The organism is Parvibaculum indicum, assembly GCF_011762095.1.
Taxonomy (GTDB): Bacteria; Pseudomonadota; Alphaproteobacteria; order Parvibaculales; family Parvibaculaceae; genus Parvibaculum; species Parvibaculum indicum.
Window position 1 is genome coordinate 1 of the sequence record NZ_JAASQO010000009.1, and the last position, 24,989, is coordinate 24,989.

Sequence of the window (24,989 nt, forward strand, 5' to 3'; positions counted from 1 at the left end):
GGGAGCGCTGCGGCCGGCCCGGATAACGCCTCCGTCAGTCCTGTTGCATCGACGTCAAGCAGGACACTGACAATCGGTGCAGACTGTCAAGATAAGGCGATCAGTTCCTCGAAGGCGTATTTCTTCGATCCGAAGGAGCCCGTCATATCGCGGTTCAGCCGGGACATATGGCCGCTGGCGTGGCCGAGCTCATGCAGCGCGGTGCGGTGCCAGTCGATCGGCTCGAAATAGGCCTGCGGCGGCGGCACCTGCACATAGTCGTGGGCCGGAACGTAGAAGGCCCGGTTGCCGCCGATGCGGAAGTCGATGCCGGTCGCTTTGATCAGCGCCTCGACCGTGGGCTCGATCAGCCCCTCCGGAACCGGCGGCGCAGCAGCCGCCACGTCCTCGGGCAGGTTCTCGCACTGGTCGGTGTTGAAAACAGTGAAGCGTTTCAGGAACGGAATCGCCTGTGCGTCCTCGCCCGTCTCTCGTGCGCGGCGCTTTTCGTCTTCGGGCACGAAGCGGTCGGCATAGACGACCGTGGTGCCGCGCTCGCCCTTGCGCACATTGCCGCCAAGAGAGAGGGCTTGGCGGAAGGTGAGCCAGCTCTGGCCCGTAAAGCCGCGCTCGATCACCGTGCCCCACAGGAGCAGCACGTTGATCCCGGAATAGGTCCGGCCGGTCGAGGCATTCTTCGGCATGGCGAGCGGCGCGTTCGCCGCGGCCGTACCCCAGGGCTGGACCCAGGGCACACGGCCCGCCTCCAGCTCGGCTATGATCTTGTCAGTGATCTCGGAATAGAGATTGGTCCGGTCGCGCCTGGCGCCGGTGTTTCGCTTGTGTCTGGACATCGCGGTTCTCCGCGACGGGCGCCAAGGGCCTCTCCCTCGGCTTCCAACCCGTCACGGCAAACCGGTCCGCACTCTCACTCTCGGGGCGTTGCGGGGTGTCCCCGCAGAAGGGGTCGGGCGAGACTACAGGCTCGGCCGCAGGGGAAGGCCTTCCCCTCCTGGGCTTTCCAGATCGCGAATCACTGACTACCAATTAGCGGGATGTTGACTTCCAATCAGCCGAAGGGGATAGTTCCAATTGTCCGGGGATTCGGGGATGAGATGTTCAAACGATTTGTAGAGCGCCGGGCGGAGGAAGCCCTTTCGGATACGCCCGTGGTGCTGATCGTAGGACCGCGCCGGGCCGGCAAGACCACGCTCGTCAAGAAGATGAGGGAAGCCGGTCGAGACTATATCACGCTCGACGATCAGACCGTCCTCGAGGCTGCCCAGTCCGATCCCGCCGGTTTCATCCGGGGCCTGGACCGGGCCATCATCGACGAGATCCAGCGCGCTCCCGACCTGCTTCTGGCGATCAAGAAGACGGTCGACGAGGATTATCGTCCGGGCCGGTTTCTCCTCACGGGCTCGGCGAATGTGCTGACCCTGCCACGGATCGCCGACAGTCTCGCCGGCCGGATGGAGACCCTCCAGATGCTGCCGCTGGCGCGGGCCGAAGTCGAAGGCCGCACGCCGACATTTCTGGAGCGCCTCTTCGAGGGAAAGCTGCGAAATCAAAGCAAAGCGATCGTCGGTGACGATCTCGTTCAACTTGCCCTGCTCGGCGGCTTTCCCGAAGCGATCGCCCGAGACAGCGAGCGGCGGCGGCAGGACTGGGCGCGATCCTACCTCACCTCGATCCTCACGCGCGATCTGCGGGACATCGCGGACGTGGAGAAGCTGACCGAGCTTCCGAAATTCGTGCGGCTCCTGGCAGAGCACTCCGGTCAACTGGTCAACTATTCGCAGTTCGGGGCGGGCATCAATGTCAGCCACAAGACCGGACAGCGCTATGTCGGGCTGCTCGAACAGGTATTCCTGATCGCAACGGTGCAGCCCTGGTTCACCAATGCGCTGAAGCGCATCGTGAAGACCCCGAAGCTGCATTTCCTCGACTCCGGTCTGCTGGCGACGGCGCGGGGGCTGACCTTCGACAGGGTGAAGGCGGATCGCGGAACATTCGGCGCACTGCTCGAGAGTTTCGTATTCTCGGAAGTGCTGAAGCTGATGACGGCCTCAGACCTGCGGCTGACGCCTCACCATTTCCGGGATCGGGACATGCGCGAAGTGGACATCGTGCTGGAGCGCGATGACGGGATGATCGCAGGCATCGAGGTCAAGGCGAGTGCCACGGTCAAGGCTGGTGATTTCACCGGCCTGCGGGCGCTGGCCGAAGCCTGCGGGGACCGCTTCGCCTTCGGCGTCGTCCTTTACGATAGCACGGATGTCGTGCCGTTTGGCGACCGGCTGGCGGCGGCGCCACTTTCATGTTTGTGGAGCTGAAAGTCGTGAAGGGGCCTGCAAGGCTTTCACCACTTGATGAAGGCCGACAGCAAACTAGCACTAGCGGTTATTGCGGAATTTCCCCGACGAGGAGTCGGCAGAGACGGCAGGCTCGGCCGCAGGGGAAGGTTCTTCCCTTACAATCGCAAGACCGGATTTCGGGAACCAGGAGCGACGGACTTGGGCTTTCCGGCTCGTTAGCCGAGTTGACCGTGTCGTTCGAGCAACCGCATCAGGACACTGTTGGCGTGGGTGAAGTTGTCTCGCTGATCGCGAAGTTGGTAGGCCCATTTCGCGCCGTGGAAGAGATTGTTACGCAAGCGCCAAACGATCATAAGCAGCGCGAGCATCCGGTCGCGAGGATCGTTGTTGGTCCCATCGATCACGGCCTGGACGAGATCGGGGTGGTCCGATGGGCGAAGCTCCAGAAAGGCAAAATGATAGGTCAATGCATTTTCGGCAAAGTAGCGGTTCCGAAAGTAGGCGAGCTCAACGTTATAAAGCTCAGCGTTGAGCGATCCAGCCGCCGACCATTCATCCACCCTTTCGCGAATACGATCGGCGCGGGCGAAATTGCCCATGATCTGGGCCTCGAAGAGGCTCCAGAGGAAAGAGAAGTCGAAGATCGCGCGACGGTCTGGATCGGGAAGATCACTGAAGCCCGGCGCGCGTGCCTCAAGCCACTGTTCACTCATGCTCGGCGCCCTTCCCTCATGGTTCAATAATCAGATTCATCGTCTTTGGGATCGAGTTCGGAGAAGTCGGTCAGCGTGTCGCAGCGGATGCAGTAGTACATCTGTGAGGCTTCCTGGAAATGCATGCCGCACAGGCATCCGCAAAACGGGCAACATTCGTCGATTTCCAGATCGGCCCATTCCCACACGCCGAGATATTCGGGAACGGCATCGCGATCGTATCCGACGATCTGAAAGGCGTCGGCATTCTTGGCGACGAACCCATCGCGCCCGGCACGCATCAGGATTGGTAGAATTTCCGCCGGTTCGATATCGAACCACTCGCCGCGCACGCGGGTCGATCCAAAATGCTGGTGCAACTGTCGTTCAAGCTGGAAGGCGTCGGCCGTGTCGATCCACCCGAGCAGCCGCAACTCCGAAGGATTGCCGGTTTGGAGGTTGCGTTTGCGTGCTTCGATACTCCTCGCCACCCCGATCTTGACTGGGGAGCATCCATTTTCGTCTTCGCCAATGAAATAGACCGGCACGTCGCGCTCCTTGCGGCGTTACCGGAGCCGGTCGAGCAGTATCTCGACCATTTCCTGATTTGAGTTCGCGACGATGTCGAGCGGCCGGTTCTCCTGACGCATGAGCGCGATCAACAGGCAGGCCGTGAACGGCCAGAAGGATGAGCCGGCCGGTAGGCTGTAGCCGCTGATCATGGCGGTCAGCCGCTCGGCGATCGGCGGGTATTGCCGATTGCCCCAGTGTGCGTGGGTCGGGGTCATCGCATGAATGATCACGGCAGCGAGCGCTATTCCCATCGCACGCTTCTGTTGAACTTGGGCGTAGCTATGCCCGTGTGCTGTTGCGTAGGCGGCGAGGCCGCTCGTCATGAACTCGCGGGCCCAGGTGTCGCAGGCGACTTCCTCTTCGGGCAGCGTCGATGGCGCGCTGTCGTCGACGAGGTACATGACGTGCCGAAATTCATGCAGCAGCGCGAAGGCAAGGGCGAGCGCGACTAGGTCGAAGGCAGCCTTATGTTGGGCGTCACCCAGGCCGTCGCGATCGGTGGTCGGCTCGGGGACGTCCGCCGGCCAGGAAATTTCGGCGGTCTGTTCGGCTGCAATGAGCGATTGGGCGCTAGCGACGCGCTGCTTGTAGTCGAATTCGTACTGCCCCCGTTCGACATCGACGTTGAGCGCCTGGTCGAGCGGCATCCCGGTCACCGTCGCGAGCACCAGGGCGGGCGAATGGACCTCGATCGCGCGCCAGGCGCTGAAGCCGAGCAGCCAGAAGAAGTCGATCGTCTTGGTGTCGAACTTGATGCGACTGGCGTCCGCATTCATCGTGACGCCTTTGACGCTGGGCGCGACTTCGACGGCGTGACCGTACTGGCTCCAGAGACTGCTGATCTCGTCGGCGCGCTCGGGGACAGCGCCGCGCAAGAGGTGAAGTACGGTCGTGCGGTCGGATGGCTCGGTTGTCATGTGTGTTTGGTCTCCTCTGATCAGCGCAAGACATGGCAGGGGCGCCGGTCATGGCGGTTCTCCTTCGCTGCGTGTGTCCCCGGTCTTCTCGGGCTCGCCGGACGTGCGCAAATGGGTGATCGACGCCAGAACCGAGTTCGCCCAGATCGTGCTGCACTCGATATCGCCGTTGCGCTCGAACCAGTGGGTGGCGCCTGGGATGAGATCGAAGGGAATGGGGAGGGCCGCCTGCGGATTGTGGAAGACCTCCAACTCCTGGCACCAAGCTTCCCCCCACGGCCAAAGTGATTGATATTCGTCGCTGCCGACCGACAACTCGAAGTCGATTGGCTCGAGTGCGCCAGGTGTCCGATCAAACAGGATCCCACGGCGGATCATCTTGAGACCGGGCGGTTGCCACCCGGCGAGGAAGCCCATGCGGTTGAACTTGGCCAACGTGCCGGCATTGCTGAAGATGACGGCGGACAGATGCGTGAAGTCCGGTTCGCGGAACAGGCCGGCCGGAATGCCATGTTTGCCGGTGAGATTGGCAATCGACGTGCCGATCGCCCGGCGATGCGCTCCTTCGCCTTCGACATCGGCGCGTAGGCCATAGAGATAGGTGGGAAGCGCCTCACGGCTCCACACCATCGAACCGGATTCATGGAAGTCCGCGATGGCGATGGCGAAGGATCGGCCCTTTACGTGGTCCATCTCGTGATAATTGCGCTGGAGCTTGCTCCGCAGCGTTTTGGCGAAACGTTCGGCGGGCGCGCCGGTCAAGCGCTGGTTGCGATCCTCCGGCGCATGTACCCAGTCGCCGATCCCGCGCGCGGGGGAGGTTTCGGAGTTGGCGGTGACTGCCTCGATCCAGCAGTCGGCGCCATCCTTCTCGATCCAGAAGTCCGGGGAGACGTGGTCCTGCCGGACGATCAGGCCCTGTTCGCGGAAGCAGGCGAGCAGATAAAGCTCGAAGAGCCGCGAGGCGAAATTATTGGTCTGAAGGTCGGTGACGAAGTTGGAGTCGGGCTTGGGAAGCGCGAGATAGCATTCACCGACCGCCACGAGGGCGGGCACATGGCTTACCGTGCCGGCGAGAAGCTCAAACTCGGGCGAGACGCCGCGCGCGCCCGCCTTCATCAGGGGTGGACGGCGCCGTGCGCCGGGCGGAAGCGGTTCGGACGGCTCGCCGCCGCGCATGCTGATGCTGAGATGGTCGAGCGCTGTTTCAGGGGTAGAGAACGGGCCGCCTTCGTCGACGCGCACCCAAAGATGGTCGACGCGTCGACGCATGGCCAAGGTGGTGAACGCCCCGCGCTCCGGATCAAGAAGGATGCATCCGCATGCGCTGCCCTGTCCGACCTGATAGGCGCTGAAGATGTGCGATGGATCGAAGTTCGGCCCTCGCTCAAGCGACAGCGCGTGAAGCTCGAACTGCCGCTGGCCGATGGGTTTGATCAGTAGCTGTTCATCGCCAGCGGCCATCGTCACCCTCGAGCCGATACGAGCGACAGACCGCGGAGCGCGACCGAGACCATGCGAGCGATGGCGTCCTCATTGAGCCTCCGGCACGGCCGCCGGAGCCAAGATGTCGCTCGTCTCCCATCCGTCGCCCGGCGAAGCCCTGCGGAAAAACAGGAATAGGGCTCGTAGATCGCCCACATCGCTTCGATCTGGTCGCGAAGCTGCCGCTCGAAGGGAGATTCCGCAGCCTTCAGGTTCTCGAAGCCGCGAACGAGATTGGGACCGTTGACGTCGAGAAGGTTGGTCATCGTCAGGCCCCTGACATCCCCATGCGCAGAATTTGATCTCGCATGTGCTTGAAACCAATATTCGCACGTGCCCATAATTGATCTGTGGTTATTTGGCCTTTGGTTTCTTCGGCTTTTGCGTTGTTGTCGGATACCCGAACGGCAGAAAGAAATGCGCGACGCGTATGTGTCCATGGGTAGGAGCCAGGGCTGAGTCTCGCTCATGTTCGGTGTCGAAACCGGCCGCGTTGAACAACACAGATGGTTGCGTAAAAGCCGAGCCGTCTGCCGCCGGCCGGAGCTTGAGCTCAGCTGCCATGTCTTTCTGAGCTAGCAACTCCCGGATGGGCGGAACAACATCCGACTCCGGATCAAGAAGAACGCCAACCATGGCGGCGACTGCCTGGCGCCGGCCATAAATTCCGGTGACAAATCGTGCCAAGCCATGTTCGCGCAGATAATGGTCTCGATGCCGCTTCTGCTTTCCTAGACGCTTAAACTCGAACACAAGCTTTAGATCCCGGGAGGAATCGTTCCATCCATAAACGATGTCGGTTCGGCGCTCCTCGAGCATCTCGCCTGTCGCCGGATCTATGTCTCCAATAATGTCCTCTGCAGCCCACATGCCGAGGAGGCCACGCTGTCGTGCGGTGTAATTCTCGATGTAGACCTTGAGCCGTTTCGTTAGCGCCGTCTCGTTGGTTTTGGGGTTAAAGTCGGAGCGTGGTCGTTCAGCCAGTTCTGCCCATGCTTGGCAAAGCGCTTCTACGGCTTCCGTAGCGGGTTGAATGGGAAATGCAGTAAGCCAGTCATCAGCTACCGTCACGCGGGCACTCCCAGTTTCCCGGATGAGCCGTGCGATTGCACCGTTCTTACAATTTGCTCGGCATCGCGGAGAGCTTGCCGAATGGTCCAATTGCGCTTGGCAAGTGGTCGAACGAGGTAAAGTGATTGATCAATCCAGATATGTGCATCTGGAACCAGCGTTAGAGAATCTCCAAGAGGAATGGCTCTTAGGCCTGAAACGCGAAGCTGGTCCAATGTTTGAAGAACAAGCTCGTCGCTGATGCGCGTTTCGACGACGGGCGCCGCGGTGGACTTCCCTTTGTAGGAGACACGAACGATTCCAGATGGACCGGCTCGCCGAGGGTCACTGGTCACCACGTCGACGTGGAAACGACCCTTGCCGCGGGTTTTGGCGCGCCAATCTGTCAGAGACGTTGCAAGTGCCTGGGCATAGATCTCGAAGTCACCGCGCTGGGCGGAATGCTGTGCCGGTGTATCGAGGCTCTTGAACCCACGTGGCCGGATAGACGGCATGAGAATATCGACTGTCTCGCGGACAAGCTCCTGCTCGTCGGGATCAAGACCAAAATAGGAAAATACGGCCCGATCCAGCTCTGGCTTCACTTCTTCATAGCGTTCGCTTTGTTCGAGCTCTGGGAGATTGGCGATTTCGGACACGTGGCGTGAGACACTCGACAATGCCTTGGAGGCGGCATCCAAGTCGGGAGCGTCCTGCGGCATAAAGAATGGAAACGTCTCGACGTCCTTGAGATGGACTCCATTTCGTTCGCACAGCATTTTCCAGCCACGCATCATCAGGAAATAGCGTGCAAGACTTGAACGCAGATATACGGCGACGAACTTAAGAAATTCGGCATCCTCCTCCGGACCGGAAATCACACCAATGCTGTGGGTGAAAGTTGCTGGTCCGTCGTAGTAGGCCGCTCTGACATTCAGCTGTTCCCTAGAAAAACCATCTGGGAACAAGACGCGGGGGCCTTCGAATACGCCTAACACCGACTCGTTCAGGCCAACGACGGTACTCTGACCTTCGGGCCACGACGTAAGGAGGTCTGGATGCAACACAGGTGAACCCGCACTCAGGGCAGCTATAGGCACGAACCGTTTGTCGCGGAGCGGTTCGGCGCTGACCGGCTCGCGACTCTTGTCGTTCAGGTGGATTCCTTTTCGATATATCCAACGACGATATTCGCTGGGGCCGCGCCAGAAGTCAGAAAATGTGCCACGCGCAGTGAGGCGAGCCCAAATCGAAAGGTCGTTTGCATCACCCCACATCATAGTCACCAGGAGTTGGGGATCTTCGGCCACTGAACGCGTTTGGAGGCGATGCTTGTCGGCGGACTGCATTGTGAGCCGGCCAAGGGCGAGACTCATATCTGCTTTGGGCACGCAATATTCGAAGGTTTCTTCGAAGGGAATTCGATTGGGAAGCCGCTGCGGTCGCGCAGTGCCGAGAAAAACGTGACAGGTGTTCTCCGCAGTGGGGAAGAGAAGCCCTTGGAGATCGCCAAAATTGATCAGGCGCGATGGCTGATACTGCTCTAGAAGATGCGAAACGAACCCTGCGCTGGATGGCCCGAGAAACTGCCCGATCGGCAGAATGAGGCAAAGTTGTCCACCCGACTCCAGAAAGTCGATGGCACGCAGCGCATACGCACCGGCGATTTGGCGACGTACAAACGGAGCTTCGGCTCGCTCTGCCCACAAATCTGCGCTTGTCTTAGAGGAGCCTTCCGGTTCGGCCCAAGGAGGATTCGAAATGACAAGCGAGAAGCGCTTGCCGCTGAAGGCATGATCATCACGGAAAAAGTCTGCCGCTTCCTCGCCATAGGTTAGGTTCGTGCCGTTCAATGACGGCAACTTCGTACCCTCACGTTCCTGCGCTTCCATGATGTCGGCAGGATCGAGACCCTCCAGCAATGACAAGTAGAGACTGAACGCGGTGACACGACAGGCCATGAAATTGATGTCGCCGCCAAAGATACGGCTCCTGAGCAGGTTCGCCCGTTCGCGGAAATGTAGTTGGCGACCCTCACGCGCTTCCGATAAGGCAATCAGCCGACGGTAGGCCGTAGTCAAAAGTATTCCGGATCCGCATGCGCCATCGAAAATCGTTTCAGATAATGGATCGGGCGAGTTCGTGAATGCTTGGTCGACCGTGAGCATCGCGAGATGACGCGGCGTGTAATATGCGCCGTCCTTTGCCTGCTGCTCGTCGGACAAGAAAGATTCATAGAGACCGGAGAGCAACTCGACCGGGATATAGCTGAAATCGTAGTTCCAAAAGTCACCCTGGCCGGTCCGCATATCGGTGCGAAGCAAGAAGCGATTGATAAGGCCGAAGCCATCATCCGTGAGCTTGGTCCAGGGATCGTGGCGATCATCGCCCAGAAAGTCGCCGTTGAAATCTGATCGAAGTGCGTCAATCAGCGTTCTTAGCCCCGCGCGGTCACCTGCGGCGACAAGATCATGGAGTTGAGCCACGTGACGTCGATTGCGGTAAGTGGCCCCTACGATCTCACGGTGTTCCAAATAGGAGACGAACAGAACCTGGCCCATGAGCAATTCGGACAGATGACGGCGTTCGTGGTCTACCGAAGTTCCTGAGAAGCCCCGTTCAGTGAGCTGTGAAACGACCGTGGAGAGATTGGCGAGCAATTTTCGGTCGACTCGCGCCTTTACATCGAACCAGTTGGGGACGCGCCGGGAGACGTTGGCGGAAGCTATGTCGAGTGCGGAAAAAGGACCGTCCGGTCTGGCGTCATCAAGGACGAGCTTTTCGCCGGCATTGCGCAGCTTTCGAGCGGGCAAGGCTTGAGCCGTGTCGCCCGTAACCTCGATGACGACGGTAGCTAGATTTTGGTTCCATATGCGTTTGCGGATTTCGTCGAGTGCTTGAGACGAAAGAAGATCGCCATCCTCTCCTACGAACACGACGGTAGGCACACCCTCTACGTCAAAGACAGCCTGCGCGCGTATAGGGCCTTCTGGCTTCAGGAGGGTCTTGAGTTCAAGCGCATAGGGATGGGTCTCGGGAACGTCCTCGCCGCGACGATGCAAGACGGCAGGTTCGGCGTTGTAGCCGAGCCTTTCCAGCCAGTTCTGCATCGCTCCCGTGCTCATAGACACTGCTCGTTCAACTTCACGCCAGATGAGAACATAGCAGGAACATTTGGAATCGGCAAAGGTGTTTGCCTAAACGACCGCTTGAGATTTCCGCCTGCCCTCATGCGGATCGCCTCCTGCCTGAATCGACTGCTTTGGTTAGAGCTTTCGATCCGTCGGCGCGGTGCAGGTTCGGCAAAGAAAAAAGATCGAGTTGCCCGCGACCAGTTGTGACGTCAGGGAGAGCAAATCCATCTCGTAACACGTGTAGGTGCGGATCGAGGCGGATCAGTAGTGCATCACCAAAAGCGATAGAGGCATCCTCATCGACGATTATCCATTGATCGGGGGTCATGGCTATCCGATGTCCCCACAAAGTGATGAAAGAGCGCTTACGCAGATTTGCCCGCAGATTGATGAACGAGGTCTTGTGCGCTTGCAGTTCCACATGGAAACGCTCACGCAGAAGCACTGCAATTCTCAACACGAGAATGGTTTGCCAACTGAACTTGGCTGGCGAGCCCTTTTTCTTTGGCCGGACATCGGCTGGTATCAAGGCGCGCCGGCTAGTCCACTCGCGGAGTTTGTCCGTTGAGAGGCCGGTTAGCTCTGAAGCGATCTGTGTTGGCACATGTCGCAGTGGATCCCTCCCTGAGAACGGGTATCATGCCCTATCTTTGATCAAGAACGGGTATCATACCCGTTCTGTGGCGTAAAGGACTCGGAGCGCACGGGCTCAAGCCCGACGCCATTGTCATCGACGATGATTTCGATGTCATCCGGCGCACGCGGGTTTCGGATCGTAACGGTGATCGCGCCCCTGTCCTGATACTGCTCCCCAAACGCATCTTCGACGGCATGGAGCGAATTGCTCACGGCCTCGAAAACGGGCTGTAGTGCCTCGGCCGCGAGCGACGGCTTCGGCAGCCGCTTGACCCGATTGACGATGTCCCCCCGCATCGTAGTCATGGCTGTACCTTCAATCTTCCCCCATGACGAACCAGGCGTGCCCCTGCCGGATCGTAAATGTACTCGGTGATCGTGCCATCTTTGATCCGTTCAACTGCATCGTCGATGACGAAGATGGGGACAAGGAACCATTCGCGCGGGATGACGGGATTGCCGAACCGATCCTTGATCTCGATGTCGAGCCTGGCCGGATCAAAGATGCGATGGATGATGTTTTCAAGCTTGGTGCGATTGATGTTGTAGAGGTCGTATGTGGCCACAATCTCTACATCTGCCATCAGGAAGGTGGGGTCGATCTTGGCGTTCGCGATGCGGCGCACCACCTTCCCATTCGTGACCCCGATCTTGTGGAGCACTTCACGGTGCTCAGCGACGGTCGGGTGCTGTGATTTGCTGCGAAGCACATAGATCGTGCCGCTTGCCTCGTCGTCGTCAGCGGTTTGATCGGTAAATAGCGGTCCCGCAACCGGATCGGTGATCCGTCTGCCGGCCTCATCCTTGTAAAGTGCCCGTTGCAGTGACCGCAGCAGCAGATTGCTCTCGGTGCCGTTGGAATAGATGACGCGTAGCCGCGCGTCGAGCTCGCCGTTGGGTGCTTTGAATGGTTCGCCGACCTCGGCAACATAGGCGGTCTGCCCGCCCAGAATGAAAAATTCGCCCTGCTTGATGTCCGCCTTCAGGAAACCGGCGTCTTTGACAAACCTGCGCGAGGCCCGGATTCCGTCTTTGAGTTCCCGCTGAACCTGCTCGAAGAGAGGTTGGAACTTCTCAAAATCCTCGCACCGTTCACGGTTCGCGATTTCTTCAGCGGCGCGCTTCTCGGCACTGGAACGGACGTGCCGCAAATCCGTGATGTCGGCTGTTTCTGCCTCCACCCCGAGTTCCGAGAGAAGCGCTTCATCGTCCAGCTCATCGATCTCAGGTTTCGGGGTGGCGGCAACTTCGCCTTCAAGCAATCCCTGATGGTCGAGCGGCCCAAGCAGTGACCGGCATTCTTCAAGCTCGCGGATGCGGTCAAGCCGGACGGCGTAAAGCCGTTCGAAGATATCCCGGTCTTCGCCGTGCTGCGGCGCGTGGCCATGCTCTTCGACAAAGTGCTGAATCTCTTCAAAGCCTGCAATAATGCGCTCCTCGCGCGGCGTGCGGCTCGCGGCTTTCCTGGCCTCGATCTCAACGCCAAGCTCTTCGAGAAGGGCATCATCTTCTTCGGTGAAACTAGCCATTGGCGGCCTCCGCCTTCATGCGGGCAAGGAAGGCAACGCCTTCGGCCATTTTCTTTTCCCAGGCATCGGGCGACGTGATCGAAGGCAGCCGCCCGCGTTCCTGCTTGAACTTGAGCGCACGCTTGGCGAGATCGCGCGCTTCTTCAGGGGTAAGGTTCGCGCGCTTGCCGGAGATTATCGCGGCAACCTGCTTCAGGCTCTCTTCGCTCATGGTCTTGGCAAGGATGGCGTAGGCCTCCCCGAACGGATTGATCTGGTCGATCAGGTCGATATCGAGCTCGCGCACGTCCATTGCATATCTGCGCACACCGTCGATCAGCGCGGTGTTGCCCTTCTCCTGCTCTCCGTCTCCGACGGCGATCTCTTTCGCCTTCTGGGTGAGGTTGAGCGCCGCGATCGCGTGCTGGCGGACGGCCTCCTGATCCTCAGCGTCAAGTTCGGGGAATTTGTCCTTGATGATCTTGCCCATGCGAACCTGGGTGAGTTCCTCTGGCACAAGCTCCTCATCGAAAAGCCCCCGCTCAATGGCAGTCTTGTCCTGAACGAAGGCCGTAATGACCTCGTTCAGGTCTTCGCGGCAGATACGCTCGGCCTCTTTGGACTTCGGCTCGGCAAGGCCTTTTATCTCGATCTGGAATGTGCCGCGCTCTTCGTTGAAGCCGACATTGCATTTTTCAGGGTCATAGCCGCCTTCGCCGTAATCGAAGCCTTCCGCCGCCACGCTGGCCGGTGTTTTGGGCTTGAATTCAAAGCGCGGCGCGAGAACCTGCTCCATGAGCAAGCTGGCCGCGATAGCTTTCAGCGTATCGTTCACGGCTTCGGTGACGGCCTCTTCGGATGCATCCGGCTCGGCAATCAGGTTCGTGAAACGCGCGCGGGTCTTGCCTTCGGCATCACGGGTGGCGCGGCCAATGATCTGCACGATCTCGGTCAGGCTCGCCCGATAGCCGACAGTCAGCGCGTGCTCGCACCAAATCCAGTCAAAACCTTCCTTGGCCATGCCCAGGGCAATGATGATGTCCACATGGTCGCGGTTGTTTTTCTGCGCGGAGTCTTTGAGCGCCGCTGAAACCTTGTCCCGCTTGGCGGATTCGTCATCCACAAGATCGGCGATCTTCAGCACCCGGCCTTCCGGCGATTTCACAAGCTGAAAGCCGGTTTTCGGATCAGTGCCCTGCCATTCGCCTAGGGCGTCGATAATGTGCTCGACCTCCCTGTGCTTGTCCTTCGTGCTCTCGCGGGAATTGACGTTCGGGATATGCACGATCGTCTTCTCGGCCGGATCAAGCACGCTGAGAATGTCGTCGGCGTAGGAGCCCGCGTAGAAGAAATACCCGATATCAAGCGTCTTGAGGTATTTGTAGCCGTTGAGCTGCTCATAATAGGTGTAGGTAACCGTATCGAACTTCGCCTCGTCATGCGGGGCAAGCACGGCCTCCGCATCCCCGCGAAAATACGATCCGGTCATGGCTACCAGATGCACCTTGTCGCGCGCGATGAACTCGCCGAGATGCTGGCCAAGCTTGTTATCGGGATTGACCGAAACGTGATGGAATTCGTCAACAGCGATCAGCCGGTTATCGAACGCTTCCACCCCGAATTTGTCCACGGCAAAGCGGAAGGTGGCATGGGTGCAGACCAGCACCGTATCATCGCTTTCAAGGAAGGCTGCGACCGAACCTACCTTACCTCCGTTGTCAGAGCCCGGCGCGTTGCAGAGGTTCCACTTGGGCTCCACATGCCAGTCGGCCCAAAAGCCGAATTGCGAAAGCGGCTCGTCATGGAAGCTCGCGCCGATGGATTTTTCCGGCACAACGATGATCGCCTGGCGGAGCCCCTGATTGGCGAGCTTGTCGAGCGCAATGAACATGAGCGCGCGGCTCTTGCCTGAAGCAGGCGGCGATTTGATCAATAGGTACTGCTCGCCGCGCTTCTCAAAGGCCCGTTCCTGCATCGCCCGCATGCCCAGCTCGTTCGATCTGGTCGAACTGCCAGTCCGGGCATAGGTGACGGTAACTGAGGGAACGGATTTTTCGGCGGTCATGGGCTTAGGCTTTCATTTTCAATTTGGCTATTTTCAAATCTTTTGTCGCTATCATCCCCGTTCTCCCGCAACGCTGGCAAGTGCCGCCTTGAGTACTTGGAAACAGACTTTCGCAGTGTGCTCATCAGGCGTGAAACCGGATACCATCTGCTCGTATGGATGAATGTAGTTGCGGAAATCCCGCAGCCCGTGACTGAACTTCTTCACATCGGGTTTGAGCACGTCAATCTCGCAGGCAACATCTATAAACTGGGAAAGGCTCCATTCGTGAAAGCGCCTCACGTTGCCATCACCGTTCTTCGGGCTGGCCGAAGCTTGATTAAACCTGGAGGGCTCCTTCTGTGCCGCCCCGAGAAGCACGGCTTCGAGCACACTGCCGCAGAGAAAGATGACAGAAAGATATGCGCCAGCCTTCAGTGCTGTCCGTGCCTCGGCAAGGCGGTTTTCAATGATTGGAACGGCCTGCGCTTCGATCGGCAGATTTTGCACGTTAGGAACCGTGAATTCACGATGGAGAAAATCGTCAACGGTCTGGGTTGATTTTGCAGGCACAGGCTTCCCAGAAAGCCGTGCAACAATTGCTCGCGACTTTTCGAGAACGGATGCATCGGTTTCCCGATTGTTCAGATCGCAATCGGCTTCATATGAATCGAGCATCTCCGACAAAACCTTGCCGACCAAAGCATCTGGCTCACGCTCCCAGAAAGCCCGCATCTTCTTGGCCTTGGAGGTGCCATAGGTCTGATATTTCGTGCCGTGAATATCGATCTTGTGGCGACTGAAAAACTCGCCAAAGGTTGCGTCGGAGTAATCCAGAACATAGCCGCTTTGCATGCCAAGCAGCTTTTCAAGGTAACGCTTTTCAATATCCGTGAGGCTGCTCATACCGCCCCCGCTTTTCGCTTCGCCGGATTGGCCGCGGTCATCTTGGTGTATAGCTCGAACAGCTTTTCCAGCCGTTCCGTATCATTTTTGAAGCGGCGACCGATATAAATGCGCTCTAGCACCTCATCGTTACGCTCATGCGCTTCGCGGAGGTCGGCGGGCATCTTTTCGGGATCATAGAGATCGGCGATCGTCGCCGGAAAATGTGCCTCCCGTGCCAAGAGGATGTCCTTCGCACAGCGGGTCAGATCAGCTTTGTTTTTCTCGGTGAGGCAAGGAAGCGTGAAGGTGTTGTACCCCAGCACATTGGAGTAGCTAATGCGCTCCTCAAGCTTTCCGCATACCGCTTCAACCCAGACTCTATGCATTCGGGAGGAGCAAAGGGAAAAAACATAGAGATCGGAATCATACACTGTGAACAGTTTATTTGTAGCAATGCTATTCTTGTCGAGTAATCCACAAGGAATATAACGTCTCTTTTCGGAGGAAACCTCGGGAACTACAATCGCCGTCTTCCCATAGTCTTGAATTTGGATAAAGCGATGGGCGTCACTTGCACGCCTTCGCGTTGATTCAGCGGGGCTTTCAAGGCGAGTTTTCTTCACTAGATCAATGCGGTGGCTTATTTCTGGGATGCTTTGTGCCTCTTGAAGGTCAGCGTCCTCGACCCAGATACAATATCTCTGAAGGCCATCTATCAGCTCTTTCGACCCATAGAGCGCCCGTACAAAGCGAGCTGCCTCCCCCTCGGAAGAAAGCAAATCTCGACGTTCATTTGGCGAAAGGATGAGATTGCCACCATCCGTGGGCTGATTGCCTTTGAGCATCCTCGGAAGACCAGAAATCGACTCAGAATGGCGGGGAATGAAGACGTCATCGAAATCAAGAAGATATGGATTTAGTCTACCTACCTCTTTGCGCTGACCTTCGTAATAGAGATATTTTTTGCCTGTAGACTCTTGCCTGACGCCTACTACAACGCAGGTAACGCCAGCATTGTTCTGAGCGAGATTTGCCCATTTAAACGATGACTGAGCAAAGAATATTTCTACGTCGTCGCGAAGGAGGGATGGCCAAAGTAGAAAAACTTGCTCGCCTTGGCAAATCGAGTTCGTGGTCACAAAGGCAGCCGCCCCTTCAGTTCTCCTACAAAATTCCGCAGCAAGCCAAAACCAAGCTGATATATAATCAAGATTCTTAAACTTAACCCCCTTGTCTTCTAATAGATTTTTTATTTCATACTTTTGTTCTTTGGATTGCTTCGAGCTTCCGACATAAGGCGGATTCCCACATATGTACGTCTCGCCCCCTTCATTCTCGAAGTCGATCTGCGCCTGGTCGAGTGGCGAGCGAAACAGGTCATCAGCGTGATGTTTGACGTCGGTTCCGGTCGGCGGGCAGATACTGAGCCAATCGAGCTGTAGCGCATTACCGCAGGTGATCCAGTTCATCGCATCAAGGGGCAGGAATTCGGCCAAGGCCTCCTTCTGCCCGCGATAGGTCACGTCGCACTGGTATTCCGCGATGATCAGCGCCAGCCGCGCGATCTCGGCTGGAAAGTCGCGCAGCTCGATCCCGCGAAAATTGGTGAGCGGAATTTCGGTGCGCCGATCGGGCTCGCCGCGCCGCTTGCTGATCTCGGCCTCTATGGCCCGCATTTCCTTGTAAGCGATGACGAGGAAGTTGCCCGAACCGCAGGCCGGATCGAAAACCCTGATCTTCGCCATGCGCTTGCGCAGGTTCAGGAGCATACGGGGGTTGTCATCCGCATCTTCCAGCTTCTCGCGCAGATCATCCAGAAAGAGCGGATTGAGGACTTTCAGGATGTTGGGCACACTGGTGTAGTGCATGCCAAGCGCGCCGCGTTCCTCATCATCGGCAACGGCCTGGATCATCGACCCGAAGATGTCGGGATTGATCTTCCTCCAGTCGAGGTTGCCGATGTGCAGCAGGTATGAGCGCGCGATCTTTGAAAAGCGCGGCACGTCCGTGCTGCCGGAAAACAGCCCGCCATTCACATAGGGAAAGCCGTTTGCCCAACGGGGCAGGTTCGCGGGCTCGCGATCTTTGGTCCTGGTATTCATCGCGCGGAAGAGCTCGCTGATCACTTCATGCGTGTTCGAGGAATCACGGGCGCTCATTTGGTCGATCGTGGCCGTGAACAGGTTTTCGCCGTGGAAGATGTCCGTGTCTTCCGCGAAAAAGCAGAAGATCAGCCGCGCCATGAAGTGATTCATATCAGGGCGGCGATCGGCGGTGCCCCAATCGGGATTGTCCTTCAGGAGCTCGATATAGAGGCGGTTCAGCCGCCCCGTCGCCTTGATGTCGAAGGAGCTCTCGCGGATTTGCTTGACGGTGGTGATGCCCGCCAGCGGCAGGAAAAAGCCGAAATGGTCGGGAAAATCCTTAAATTCACACGCAATCGGCGGCTCGTCCGATGTCAGGTCTTCGGCCTCAAGCGTCTGGCCATCGGTTGCCAGAATGAATTTTGCCTTGGCCTTTGCCGTTGCGGGGCTGGCCTTCAGCGCCGCGAGGGTCTGCGAGACCTCGCCTTCGGGGCAGACCGCGATATGGATGTTGTTGGTTTGAAGGACGCCGCCCAGATCGGACTTGTTGGATTGGCCGCTGCGAAGCCGCTTGATCGTGGTCGCCTTGTTCCCGAATGCTTCCAAAAAGGCGAACGGAAACTCCTGAGCATCAAATGGTTGCTCAGCGAGTGCGGAAATGGCCTCTTCAATTTCAACAGCGTTCATAGGGCTCCCACTTGCTGTTCATCGAGCCCCATCTCTTCCAGAAAGCGCGAGGGCGTTTTCCGGTAGCCTTGGTATTGCTCTGCCCGTGACAAAACGAGCTGCTTCTTCGTGCGCGTGATGCCGACGAAACAATTGCGCCGTTCTTCTTCAAGCTCCGACGGCGCAGCGTTGTATTTGAGGCTTTGCCAGGATGGCAGCACTGACTCCGCCATGCCGATGAGCCAGACACGATCGAATTCCAGACCCTTTGCCGCGTGAATCGTGAGAAGCCGGACGGCAGCTGGGTCGGGGGGCGGCTCCTTGGGCCGCAGCTTCATGCCTTGGAGAAGCTCATCAAGATCGGGCGGCGCGCCCTTCTCGGCCCTGATGGCCCTGTGCGCTGTTTCCCACGCGGCCTTGTCTTCTGCTGCGTCGCTGATGACGCCTTCGGGCGCTTCCGCGGTCGTCATCAGGAAGGTGATCGCCTCTGTGACGATCTGCTGCCAGCTTGACCGGGATTGCACCAGCCGGAGAGCTATCGCTGACAAGTTCATGGCGATCTCGTTCTGGCTCGCTTCGGCAGCCAAAGCCCAGTGCTCCAGGTAACCGGTCCCGGTGGATGCCGCCTCGGCGAGCAAAAGTGCTGTGTCGAGCTGCAAGCCGGCTATGCGGTTTGCTGCCGCTGCGAGCGCTGTGAAGACTTGTCGGTCGCCGGGACGAAGGGACAGGTCGAGGCAGCTCTGAAGCCAGGTAAATTGCGGGGAGATAAATCGGTCGCGCCGTACCGCGATCGAGGCGGTGACGCCCCGCGCCTTCAGGGCATCCAGCACCGGCTGGAGAGTGGCTCTTGTCCTGCCGAGAACTGCAACCTCGCCTCGTTCGGTGGTGGCGATCCCGGCAATATCATCGGCAATGCCGTCGGCTTCCTCTGCGTCCGTCCCGAAGGTCCGCAGCAATATGGCAGGACCTTCGCCGGGAAGTGTCGCGACAAGCGGCTCCTTGCCAGGTGTCCTGTCGGAGTTATGGCCGATGAGATTGTTGGCGGCCTGCACGATGGCAGGAGGGCAGCGCCGATTTTCGACCAACTGGATCAAGTCCGGCGAGAAATGCTCGCGGAACTGTTGAATTTGCCGATAGCTAGCCCCGGCCCATTGGTAGATGATCTGGTCATCGTCGGCGACGGCAAAGACATTCTTGAAATCGTCGCCCGCAAAGAAGCGCACCAGCCGGTATTGAGCGGGCGTCGTGTCCTGGAATTCGTCAATAAGCCAGTACGGGTAAGACTGCCGCGTCCGGGCGGCCACAGCCGGAACCTGATGGGCCAGCCGGCATGCGTCTAGAATCATGCCGTTGAAATCGAGGGAATTGTTGGCGCGCAATGCGGTCTCATAGATTGCGTAAACACGCGCGGCGCGCTCACCGGCCGCCGAATCGCGGAAATGCCGCGCCGTCTTTTCAGCACTGACAAGACTGCTGCGTAGTTGGTCGATGGCACGCAGCCACCGAACGTCATCAGGTGTTACGTCCGCCCCTTCATCAGCGGCAGCCACGAGTGCTTCACGCAACAGCTCCCGGCGGTCGTCATCCTGATCGTAAATGCCGAAGTCGGGCTTGATTCCGATATGGGATCCGTGCTGGCGCAAAATCTGCGCACAGAAGCTATGGAACGTGCCGATAAACGTCCGATCGGTTAGGCCGGGCACGAGAGCTTCGACACGCTCGCGCATCTCGTCGCCTGCCTTCGTCGTGAACGTCAGGGCGAGGATGCGGAAATTCTTGTTCCGGCTGTCGTTCAATATCCGCGCTATGCGCGTGGTGAGCACGGTCGTCTTTCCGACTCCCGGTCCCGCCAGCACGAGCGCCGCGCCGTCCTGCCAGTCCGCAGCCTTGCGCTGCGTTGGGCTAAGTCTGTCGAGGGCTGTCTGAAGTGGATTTGTCATGCGGCGCCACCCAACGACTTGATTAGGTCAACGAATGGTGCGGGCATCTTTGTAGCGAGGTCTTTGTCCACTGCGACGCGCAACGACAGCGTGCCCATATATCCCGTCTTCTTGTTTTTCAGGCGCGCCCTGAACTCATCAAGCGGGCAGGTAAGCGCAGATTTCCCGCCGATCGTACCCATGATCTCGCGCAGGAGCTGTTCATGGCCGTCGGCAAGCAATTGATCCTCAATGTCGCGATCCTGCGGCAATGTTGTAAACTTGCCGGTGAGGTCATCTTCCGTGAAGCCTCGATCTAGAATCTGCTGGCGAAACTTGGTGGCCTCATGATCACCATCCGTAATCATGTGCCAGGGGATGCCGAACGCCTCTGCGAGCGCCGGATAAATTCCCGCGCTGCCGCTCTGCTGAAAGTCGATGACGGCGATCCCGTGCATATCGAGCGGAAGGTTGAGGGCGTTGCCAAGTGCATGGACCAGCAGATACTCGGTCACACCCTCCACCAAAATCCAGCGGCGTGCGAAGAATATCTCGCCACGGACGCGACGGCCGTGGAATCCCAGCTCATTCTCATCCTCCACGGTCGGAAGAACGCGGCACTTGTGCCGAAGCACCGCGATCTCCTCCTGCCGCGCTGCCGGGTCGGCATCTTTTCGGTAGCAATGGGCCAGCGCGTCGGCCATTGCCCCATCGAACCAGGATCCGGCGGCAAGACGGCCGGTCGTCGGGTCACGTTGAAATACACGACCGCCTCCGCCCTGCAGAAACCCGTCCAGCGATGCGTTCCAGGGCAAATCAGAAATCACCATGCCGGGGAGCGCACTGACTTCGGTTTGGCCACCGCGAAGACGCACCAGCCGAAGATCGCGAAGCGGAACATGCTGCACAAAATACGGCGAGTGCGTTGTCATGAGCTTTTGCCCGGACAGCGCCTGCGTCCGATTCCAAAGAGTCCTTGCCGCCTGCGGGTGAAGATGGGCTTCGGGTTCCTCGATCGCGAAGACAGCTTCAATGCCGGGCCGTTCCGCTTCCGCAAGCTGTTGCAGAACGGCAGCCTGAAACAGGAAGATGACCGCCAGACTCTGGAGTCCTTGACCGTGGTGACCGAGCGGAAGCCAAGGCCTCAGATCCTCGTTGCGCATGACAATGCCGGTGCGCTGAAGCATTTCCTCGATAGCGAGTGGCAGGGTGTTGAGGCGCGCCGAGCCGGGGCCTTCGCCGACCGCCACGCGTGTAGCCTCACCGATCATGGTGGCGATATCGGTCAATCGCGGATCGGCGGCGATGATCTTGGCATCGAGATCCGCGAGGGTTTTAAGGGCTTCGGCCTCCAGCTCCGGTGGGATACGGACGCTGCGGAGTAGTCGGCCCCAGTGGCCGGAGCGCGGGGTGAACTCGTCGGCGGCGTCGCGCAAGGCTCCAAGCCAGAAGATCGGCATGTAGCCGAAAAAGCCGGTCAGATTGATAGATCGCCGTCGCTCTGGCAGAGGCTCGCCGGCGGAATCCAGAAACTGCCAGGCGGGATCGAATACCTCCTTGTCGGGGTCCCAGGCGCAGGTGACGCGCAGCGTCAGAGCGTTGCGGACGCCGTCAGCATGGATAGTGATGATATCGGTAAGGGCGGCGACCATGTCGGCGTCCCATTCGTTAGGCTCGCTTTCCTCCATCGTCAGCGTGATCGTGACGGGAGGCTGTGTGCGCGGATCGCAATCGGGGTCAGGGCGATGAACGTCGTTTTCAGTAAACCCCGTTCCGCGCTGCCCCCATCGCCTCGTGAGCACAATACGCACAGCGTCAATGATTGCGGTTTTCCCGGCGTTGTTTTGCCCGATCAAGACGGTTGTCTCGCCAAGATCGACGGTGAGGTCCTTGACGGATCGGAAATTCTGAATGTGGAGCCGGGTGATGCGCACGGGTTCGGTCTCTACGCGATGCTTGACGCGTCGGACCGCGTTGTTCCGGCCCGCACCGGCAGCCGTGCGATCTCCCGCCCCGCCTTTTCCTCGGCGATGCGGATTTCATAGGCGCTCTGCAGATTGAGCCAGAACTGCGGATCGGTGCCGAACCAGTGCCCGAAGCGCAACGCGGTGTCGCCGGTCACGGCGCGCTTGCCCGCGATGATCTGGCTGACGCGGTTCGGCGGCACGTCGATCTGGCGCGCAAACTCCGTTGGCGTCACGTTCAGTTCTTCCAGCTCGTCCTTCAGGACTTCGCCGGGATGTACGGCTCTCATAAACATGGCCTGATCTCCTTCCTCAGTGATAGTCCACGATTTCAACATTGCCCGGTCCGGTTTGACCGTCCGGCCACTCGAAGCAGATTCGCCATTGCTGGTTGATGCGAATGGAATACTGTCCGGTACGATCTCCTTTGAGCGCTTCTAGCCGGTTTCCCGGCAGGGCCCGCAGCGTATCAAGCGAGAGCGCCGCGTTCAGGATCGACAGCCGCCGGGCGGCCTGATCTTCAAAGCCTTGAAAGGCTTTGACGAACTCCCCCTTCGCGAACTGCTCCGTCTTTTTGTCTCGATAGCTCAGGATCATGTGGTTCTAATCGTACAGATGTTGACGCTATACGTCAAGCGTCAACGCCTATCTCCCCGGCTCTTGCTGTCTGCGAACCAGAACCCGCCAGATCTGGACATTGCCGATCAGCGTGTCGAAGCGATTGGCGGTGGTGAGAAACAGATCGAACTGATCATCGGGCGTCGTGGCGATGATCTGCTTGCGCGCGGTTCTTGGTATCCGGAAAGCGGAAGGCACCTTCCCTTTCATCGAGGCAGGCGCGTTGCAGCCCAAGAACCTCCATTCACCGGAAGCAAGTCACGTTAGGCAGCCAGACGACGCTCCGGCTGGTCCTCCTCAACCTCCTCCCCCGCAGCTTGCGTCAGGAAGCGCGCCAGCGCCGCCTTTCTCGAGCCGCGGTCCAGCGCATACGCTGTTTGCTTGAATTCAAATCCGTCGAGCAGTCCTTGGATGTAACCGGATATTGTGTCCGCGGCCATGATCAGCGCCGTATCGATCGTGTGAATATATTTGCTCGTGACCGATCCCTTTGCATGACCCACCAGGGCCGCAATCGTCACTTCGGTGAAGCCCAGATCATTAGCGACGCTGGCGAAGCTGTGGCGCAGGACATGCGGCGTCACATCCGAGAGCGGAGAATCCTTGAAGATCTGCTTCCAATGGTTCGGGAAGCTGCCGAAAGCGTTGTCGTCACCCTGGCCGGGAAAGACATATGTGCCCACGCCACTCGCGTGCCTTTGCTCAAGGTATTCGACGACCGGCAGGCCTATCGCACGAATGGACTCGCCTTCCTTGCTGTCCTCCAGGCGCAGGCAGCTCGCTTCGGTGTCGGCCTCTATCCATTTCAGACCAATCATCTCGCTGCGCCGGCAGCCGGTCAGCGCGATCTGGCGAATGATGTCGACAGTCGTAGCATATTTCTCCTGCTCAGCGGCGTTTCGCAGTATTTGTCCCAGCGTCCGATACTCCGCCTCGGATAGCCGGCGCTTGCGCACGTTGTCCTTTGGTTTGCGAATGCCATGTGCGGGGTTGCTCTCAATGATACCGGCCTCGATGGCATAGGTGAGGATGCCGCCGAGGAGTCCGACTGTGCGCGTTGCGGTTCCTGCGCCGCCGCGGACAATCGCCTTGCCGCGCAACTTCTTGGTCTTGACCGAGACGCGCGTCTTTCCGGCCATGACATCCTTGAGGAATTTGTTGATGTCGGCCTTGGTGAGATCCCTGACCCTACGTGTCCCGAGGAGCGGAATGATATGGCGCTCAATCCGACCGGTGTCGGTAACGATAGTCGTCGGCTTCTTGGGACGCCCGCCTTTTCCCAGGATGAGGCCGGCCTTCAATTCGTTAAGATAGCGCGTACACAGCTCCTTCACGGTGATTGCCTTGTGGTCGAGCTGCCGTTCTTCGGCAGGGTTGTCGCCTTGGGCGACACGGCCGAATTGAATCTTCGCCTCCTGCCGGGCAGTCTCGGGAGTCCAAACACCGTGGAGTCCGATTGTATAGCGACGTGACCGGCCACCCGCTCGATACTGGATGACGTAGCTCCGCCTCCCGGAAGCAAAAACGCGAAGCCCGAAACCGGGCAATTCGTCGTCCCAGATGACATAGTCCTTCTCCTGGACCTCAGCCGCGTCGACAACCCTCTTGGTGAGCTTAGCCATTACGTTCCTCCATCTCAGCCCTGATCTCTCGCGTAAGCACCACGTAAGCAGCCGGGCGGAAATCAGAGCGAATTTTCGGATAGGAACGTCGCGCGTGCTTTTCAGAATATCCAGTGGGTTCAGATGGATAGCGTATCATAGCGTGCCCTATCGCGTTTTTCGGATGGGCAGCTTAAATTGCTCCGAAGGCAGAGGTCTCAGGTTCGAATCCTGACGGGTGCGCCATTTCTTCCTCATCACCCCCGCTTGAAACGCTCCGGGTCCTTCGCGATCAGGGCTTCGAGGTCGGGCATGCCTTTCCTCAGGCCGGAGCGGAGCTGGCGGGTGACGAGCCAGCCGAGCGGGAAGACCGCTTTCGCCTTGCCCCACCATTGCAGTTCGCAGCCTTCGGGCGTTTCGACGACACGGTAGTCTTCCGCGCCGGCCTTGATGGGCAGCGGGCTGCGCTCGAAGCGGAAGGCTATGCGGCGGCCTTCTTCCCAGGCGTAGAAACTTTCCTCGATGGCCGCCTTGCCCGCTTCCACGATGCGCGTGGTGCCGACGCCGAAGGGCTCCGGGCTCGTCCATGTCACGCCGGTGAGCGGCAGCCATTCCGTCCAGGCCTTGCCGTCAAGAAGCGCCGCCCAGACCATGTCGGCGGGAAAGGGAAAGCGGTGCGTCGCATCCGGCGGCGTCGCGTCCGCGTTCAGGAATTCCTCGCCCACTTTCTCATGTTGTTTCAGTTTCTGCGCCATGTCCGTTTCCCGTTGTTTCCATACCGTTTCCTACCACAGCGGGAGAATGCATCCGCCGCCGGAACCTACACAGAGTTTCAAAAGGAAACACACAAGGGGCCCACCGCCGGACTGCGTCTTGGATATGGCGCGCGGCGCCTGCATAATACTTTCGCCCG

The 24,989-nt window shown here is 58.8% G+C and carries 21 protein-coding genes and 1 pseudogene; 1 reads left to right on the forward strand and 21 read right to left on the reverse strand.

Features of this window, described 5'->3' with window-relative positions; translation table 11 throughout:
* Positions 1–95: 95 nt before the first annotated feature.
* Positions 96–833: pseudogene (locus FHS78_RS11745) on the reverse strand (ArdC family protein); the annotation flags it as partial.
* Positions 834–1,094: 261 nt separating this feature from the next.
* Between FHS78_RS11745 and FHS78_RS11750 the strand changes: the two are divergent.
* Positions 1,095–2,315 carry an ATP-binding protein gene (locus FHS78_RS11750; RefSeq protein WP_167094479.1) on the forward strand — a complete coding sequence of 407 codons (1,221 nt, stop codon included), beginning with the start codon at positions 1,095–1,097 and terminating at the stop codon, positions 2,313–2,315.
* Positions 2,316–2,512: 197 nt separating this feature from the next.
* On the opposite strand, the gene FHS78_RS11755 is transcribed toward FHS78_RS11750, so the two are convergent.
* The 20 genes from FHS78_RS11755 to FHS78_RS11850 all read right to left on the reverse strand — a co-directional run bounded on the left by FHS78_RS11755 (position 2,513) and on the right by FHS78_RS11850 (position 24,831).
* A complete protein-coding gene (locus FHS78_RS11755; protein ID WP_167094481.1) occupies positions 2,513–3,010 on the reverse strand; it encodes a hypothetical protein in 498 nt (165 codons plus the stop codon).
* A gap of 23 nt (positions 3,011–3,033) precedes the next feature.
* Entirely contained in the window at positions 3,034–3,537 is a 504-nt protein-coding gene (locus FHS78_RS11760; protein WP_167094483.1) for a GIY-YIG nuclease family protein, read from the reverse strand.
* Between the two features lie 18 nt (positions 3,538–3,555).
* On the reverse strand, positions 3,556–4,479 hold the full coding sequence (locus FHS78_RS11765; protein WP_167094485.1) for a phage exclusion protein Lit family protein: 924 nt from the start codon (positions 4,477–4,479) through the stop codon (positions 3,556–3,558).
* Positions 4,480–4,527: 48 nt separating this feature from the next.
* Positions 4,528–5,943, reverse strand: a complete 1,416-nt coding sequence (locus FHS78_RS11770; protein WP_167094487.1) for a hypothetical protein — start codon at positions 5,941–5,943, stop codon at positions 4,528–4,530.
* 2 nt (positions 5,944–5,945) lie between these two features.
* Entirely contained in the window at positions 5,946–6,230 is a 285-nt protein-coding gene (locus FHS78_RS11775; RefSeq protein ID WP_167094489.1) for a hypothetical protein, read from the reverse strand.
* Between the two features lie 88 nt (positions 6,231–6,318).
* Entirely contained in the window at positions 6,319–7,035 is a 717-nt protein-coding gene (locus FHS78_RS11780; RefSeq protein WP_167094491.1) for a Fis family transcriptional regulator, read from the reverse strand.
* Positions 7,032–10,139, reverse strand: a complete 3,108-nt coding sequence (locus FHS78_RS11785) for an HsdM family class I SAM-dependent methyltransferase (protein ID WP_167094493.1) — start codon at positions 10,137–10,139, stop codon at positions 7,032–7,034. The genes FHS78_RS11780 and FHS78_RS11785 overlap by 4 nt, the downstream gene beginning before the upstream one ends.
* A gap of 103 nt (positions 10,140–10,242) precedes the next feature.
* On the reverse strand, positions 10,243–10,752 hold the full coding sequence (locus FHS78_RS11790) for a hypothetical protein (protein WP_205305298.1): 510 nt from the start codon (positions 10,750–10,752) through the stop codon (positions 10,243–10,245).
* 50 nt (positions 10,753–10,802) lie between these two features.
* On the reverse strand, positions 10,803–11,090 hold the full coding sequence (locus FHS78_RS11795; protein WP_167094495.1) for an ATP-binding protein: 288 nt from the start codon (positions 11,088–11,090) through the stop codon (positions 10,803–10,805).
* Entirely contained in the window at positions 11,087–12,313 is a 1,227-nt protein-coding gene (locus FHS78_RS11800) for a GIY-YIG nuclease family protein (RefSeq protein ID WP_167094498.1), read from the reverse strand. The genes FHS78_RS11795 and FHS78_RS11800 overlap by 4 nt, the downstream gene beginning before the upstream one ends.
* Positions 12,306–14,357, reverse strand: coding sequence for a pseudomurein-binding repeat-containing protein (locus FHS78_RS11805; RefSeq protein ID WP_167094500.1), 2,052 nt, complete (start codon positions 14,355–14,357; stop codon positions 12,306–12,308). Before FHS78_RS11805 ends, FHS78_RS11800 begins: the two co-directional genes overlap by 8 nt.
* 51 nt (positions 14,358–14,408) lie before the next feature.
* The gene (locus tag FHS78_RS11810) at positions 14,409–15,242 is read right to left on the reverse strand and encodes a hypothetical protein (protein WP_167094502.1); all 834 of its coding nucleotides are present in this window, start codon (positions 15,240–15,242) and stop codon (positions 14,409–14,411) included.
* Complete coding sequence (locus FHS78_RS11815; protein ID WP_167094504.1) at positions 15,239–17,995, reverse strand: class I SAM-dependent DNA methyltransferase; 2,757 nt, start codon at positions 17,993–17,995, stop codon at positions 15,239–15,241. Before FHS78_RS11815 ends, FHS78_RS11810 begins: the two co-directional genes overlap by 4 nt.
* On the reverse strand, positions 17,992–19,914 hold the full coding sequence (locus FHS78_RS11820) for an ATP-dependent helicase (RefSeq protein WP_167094506.1): 1,923 nt from the start codon (positions 19,912–19,914) through the stop codon (positions 17,992–17,994). Before FHS78_RS11820 ends, FHS78_RS11815 begins: the two co-directional genes overlap by 4 nt.
* Complete coding sequence (locus FHS78_RS11825) at positions 19,911–21,827, reverse strand: AAA family ATPase (RefSeq protein WP_167094507.1); 1,917 nt, start codon at positions 21,825–21,827, stop codon at positions 19,911–19,913. Before FHS78_RS11825 ends, FHS78_RS11820 begins: the two co-directional genes overlap by 4 nt.
* 11 nt (positions 21,828–21,838) lie before the next feature.
* Positions 21,839–22,153, reverse strand: coding sequence for a HigA family addiction module antitoxin (locus FHS78_RS11830; RefSeq protein WP_167094509.1), 315 nt, complete (start codon positions 22,151–22,153; stop codon positions 21,839–21,841).
* A gap of 16 nt (positions 22,154–22,169) precedes the next feature.
* Complete coding sequence (locus FHS78_RS11835) at positions 22,170–22,454, reverse strand: type II toxin-antitoxin system RelE/ParE family toxin (protein ID WP_167094511.1); 285 nt, start codon at positions 22,452–22,454, stop codon at positions 22,170–22,172.
* Positions 22,455–22,502: 48 nt separating this feature from the next.
* Entirely contained in the window at positions 22,503–22,685 is a 183-nt protein-coding gene (locus tag FHS78_RS11840) for a hypothetical protein (protein ID WP_167094513.1), read from the reverse strand.
* Positions 22,686–22,738: 53 nt separating this feature from the next.
* Complete coding sequence (locus FHS78_RS11845; RefSeq protein WP_167094515.1) at positions 22,739–24,097, reverse strand: tyrosine-type recombinase/integrase; 1,359 nt, start codon at positions 24,095–24,097, stop codon at positions 22,739–22,741.
* A gap of 236 nt (positions 24,098–24,333) precedes the next feature.
* A complete protein-coding gene (locus FHS78_RS11850; protein ID WP_167094517.1) occupies positions 24,334–24,831 on the reverse strand; it encodes an SRPBCC family protein in 498 nt (165 codons plus the stop codon).
* Between the last annotated feature and the right edge of the window lie 158 nt (positions 24,832–24,989).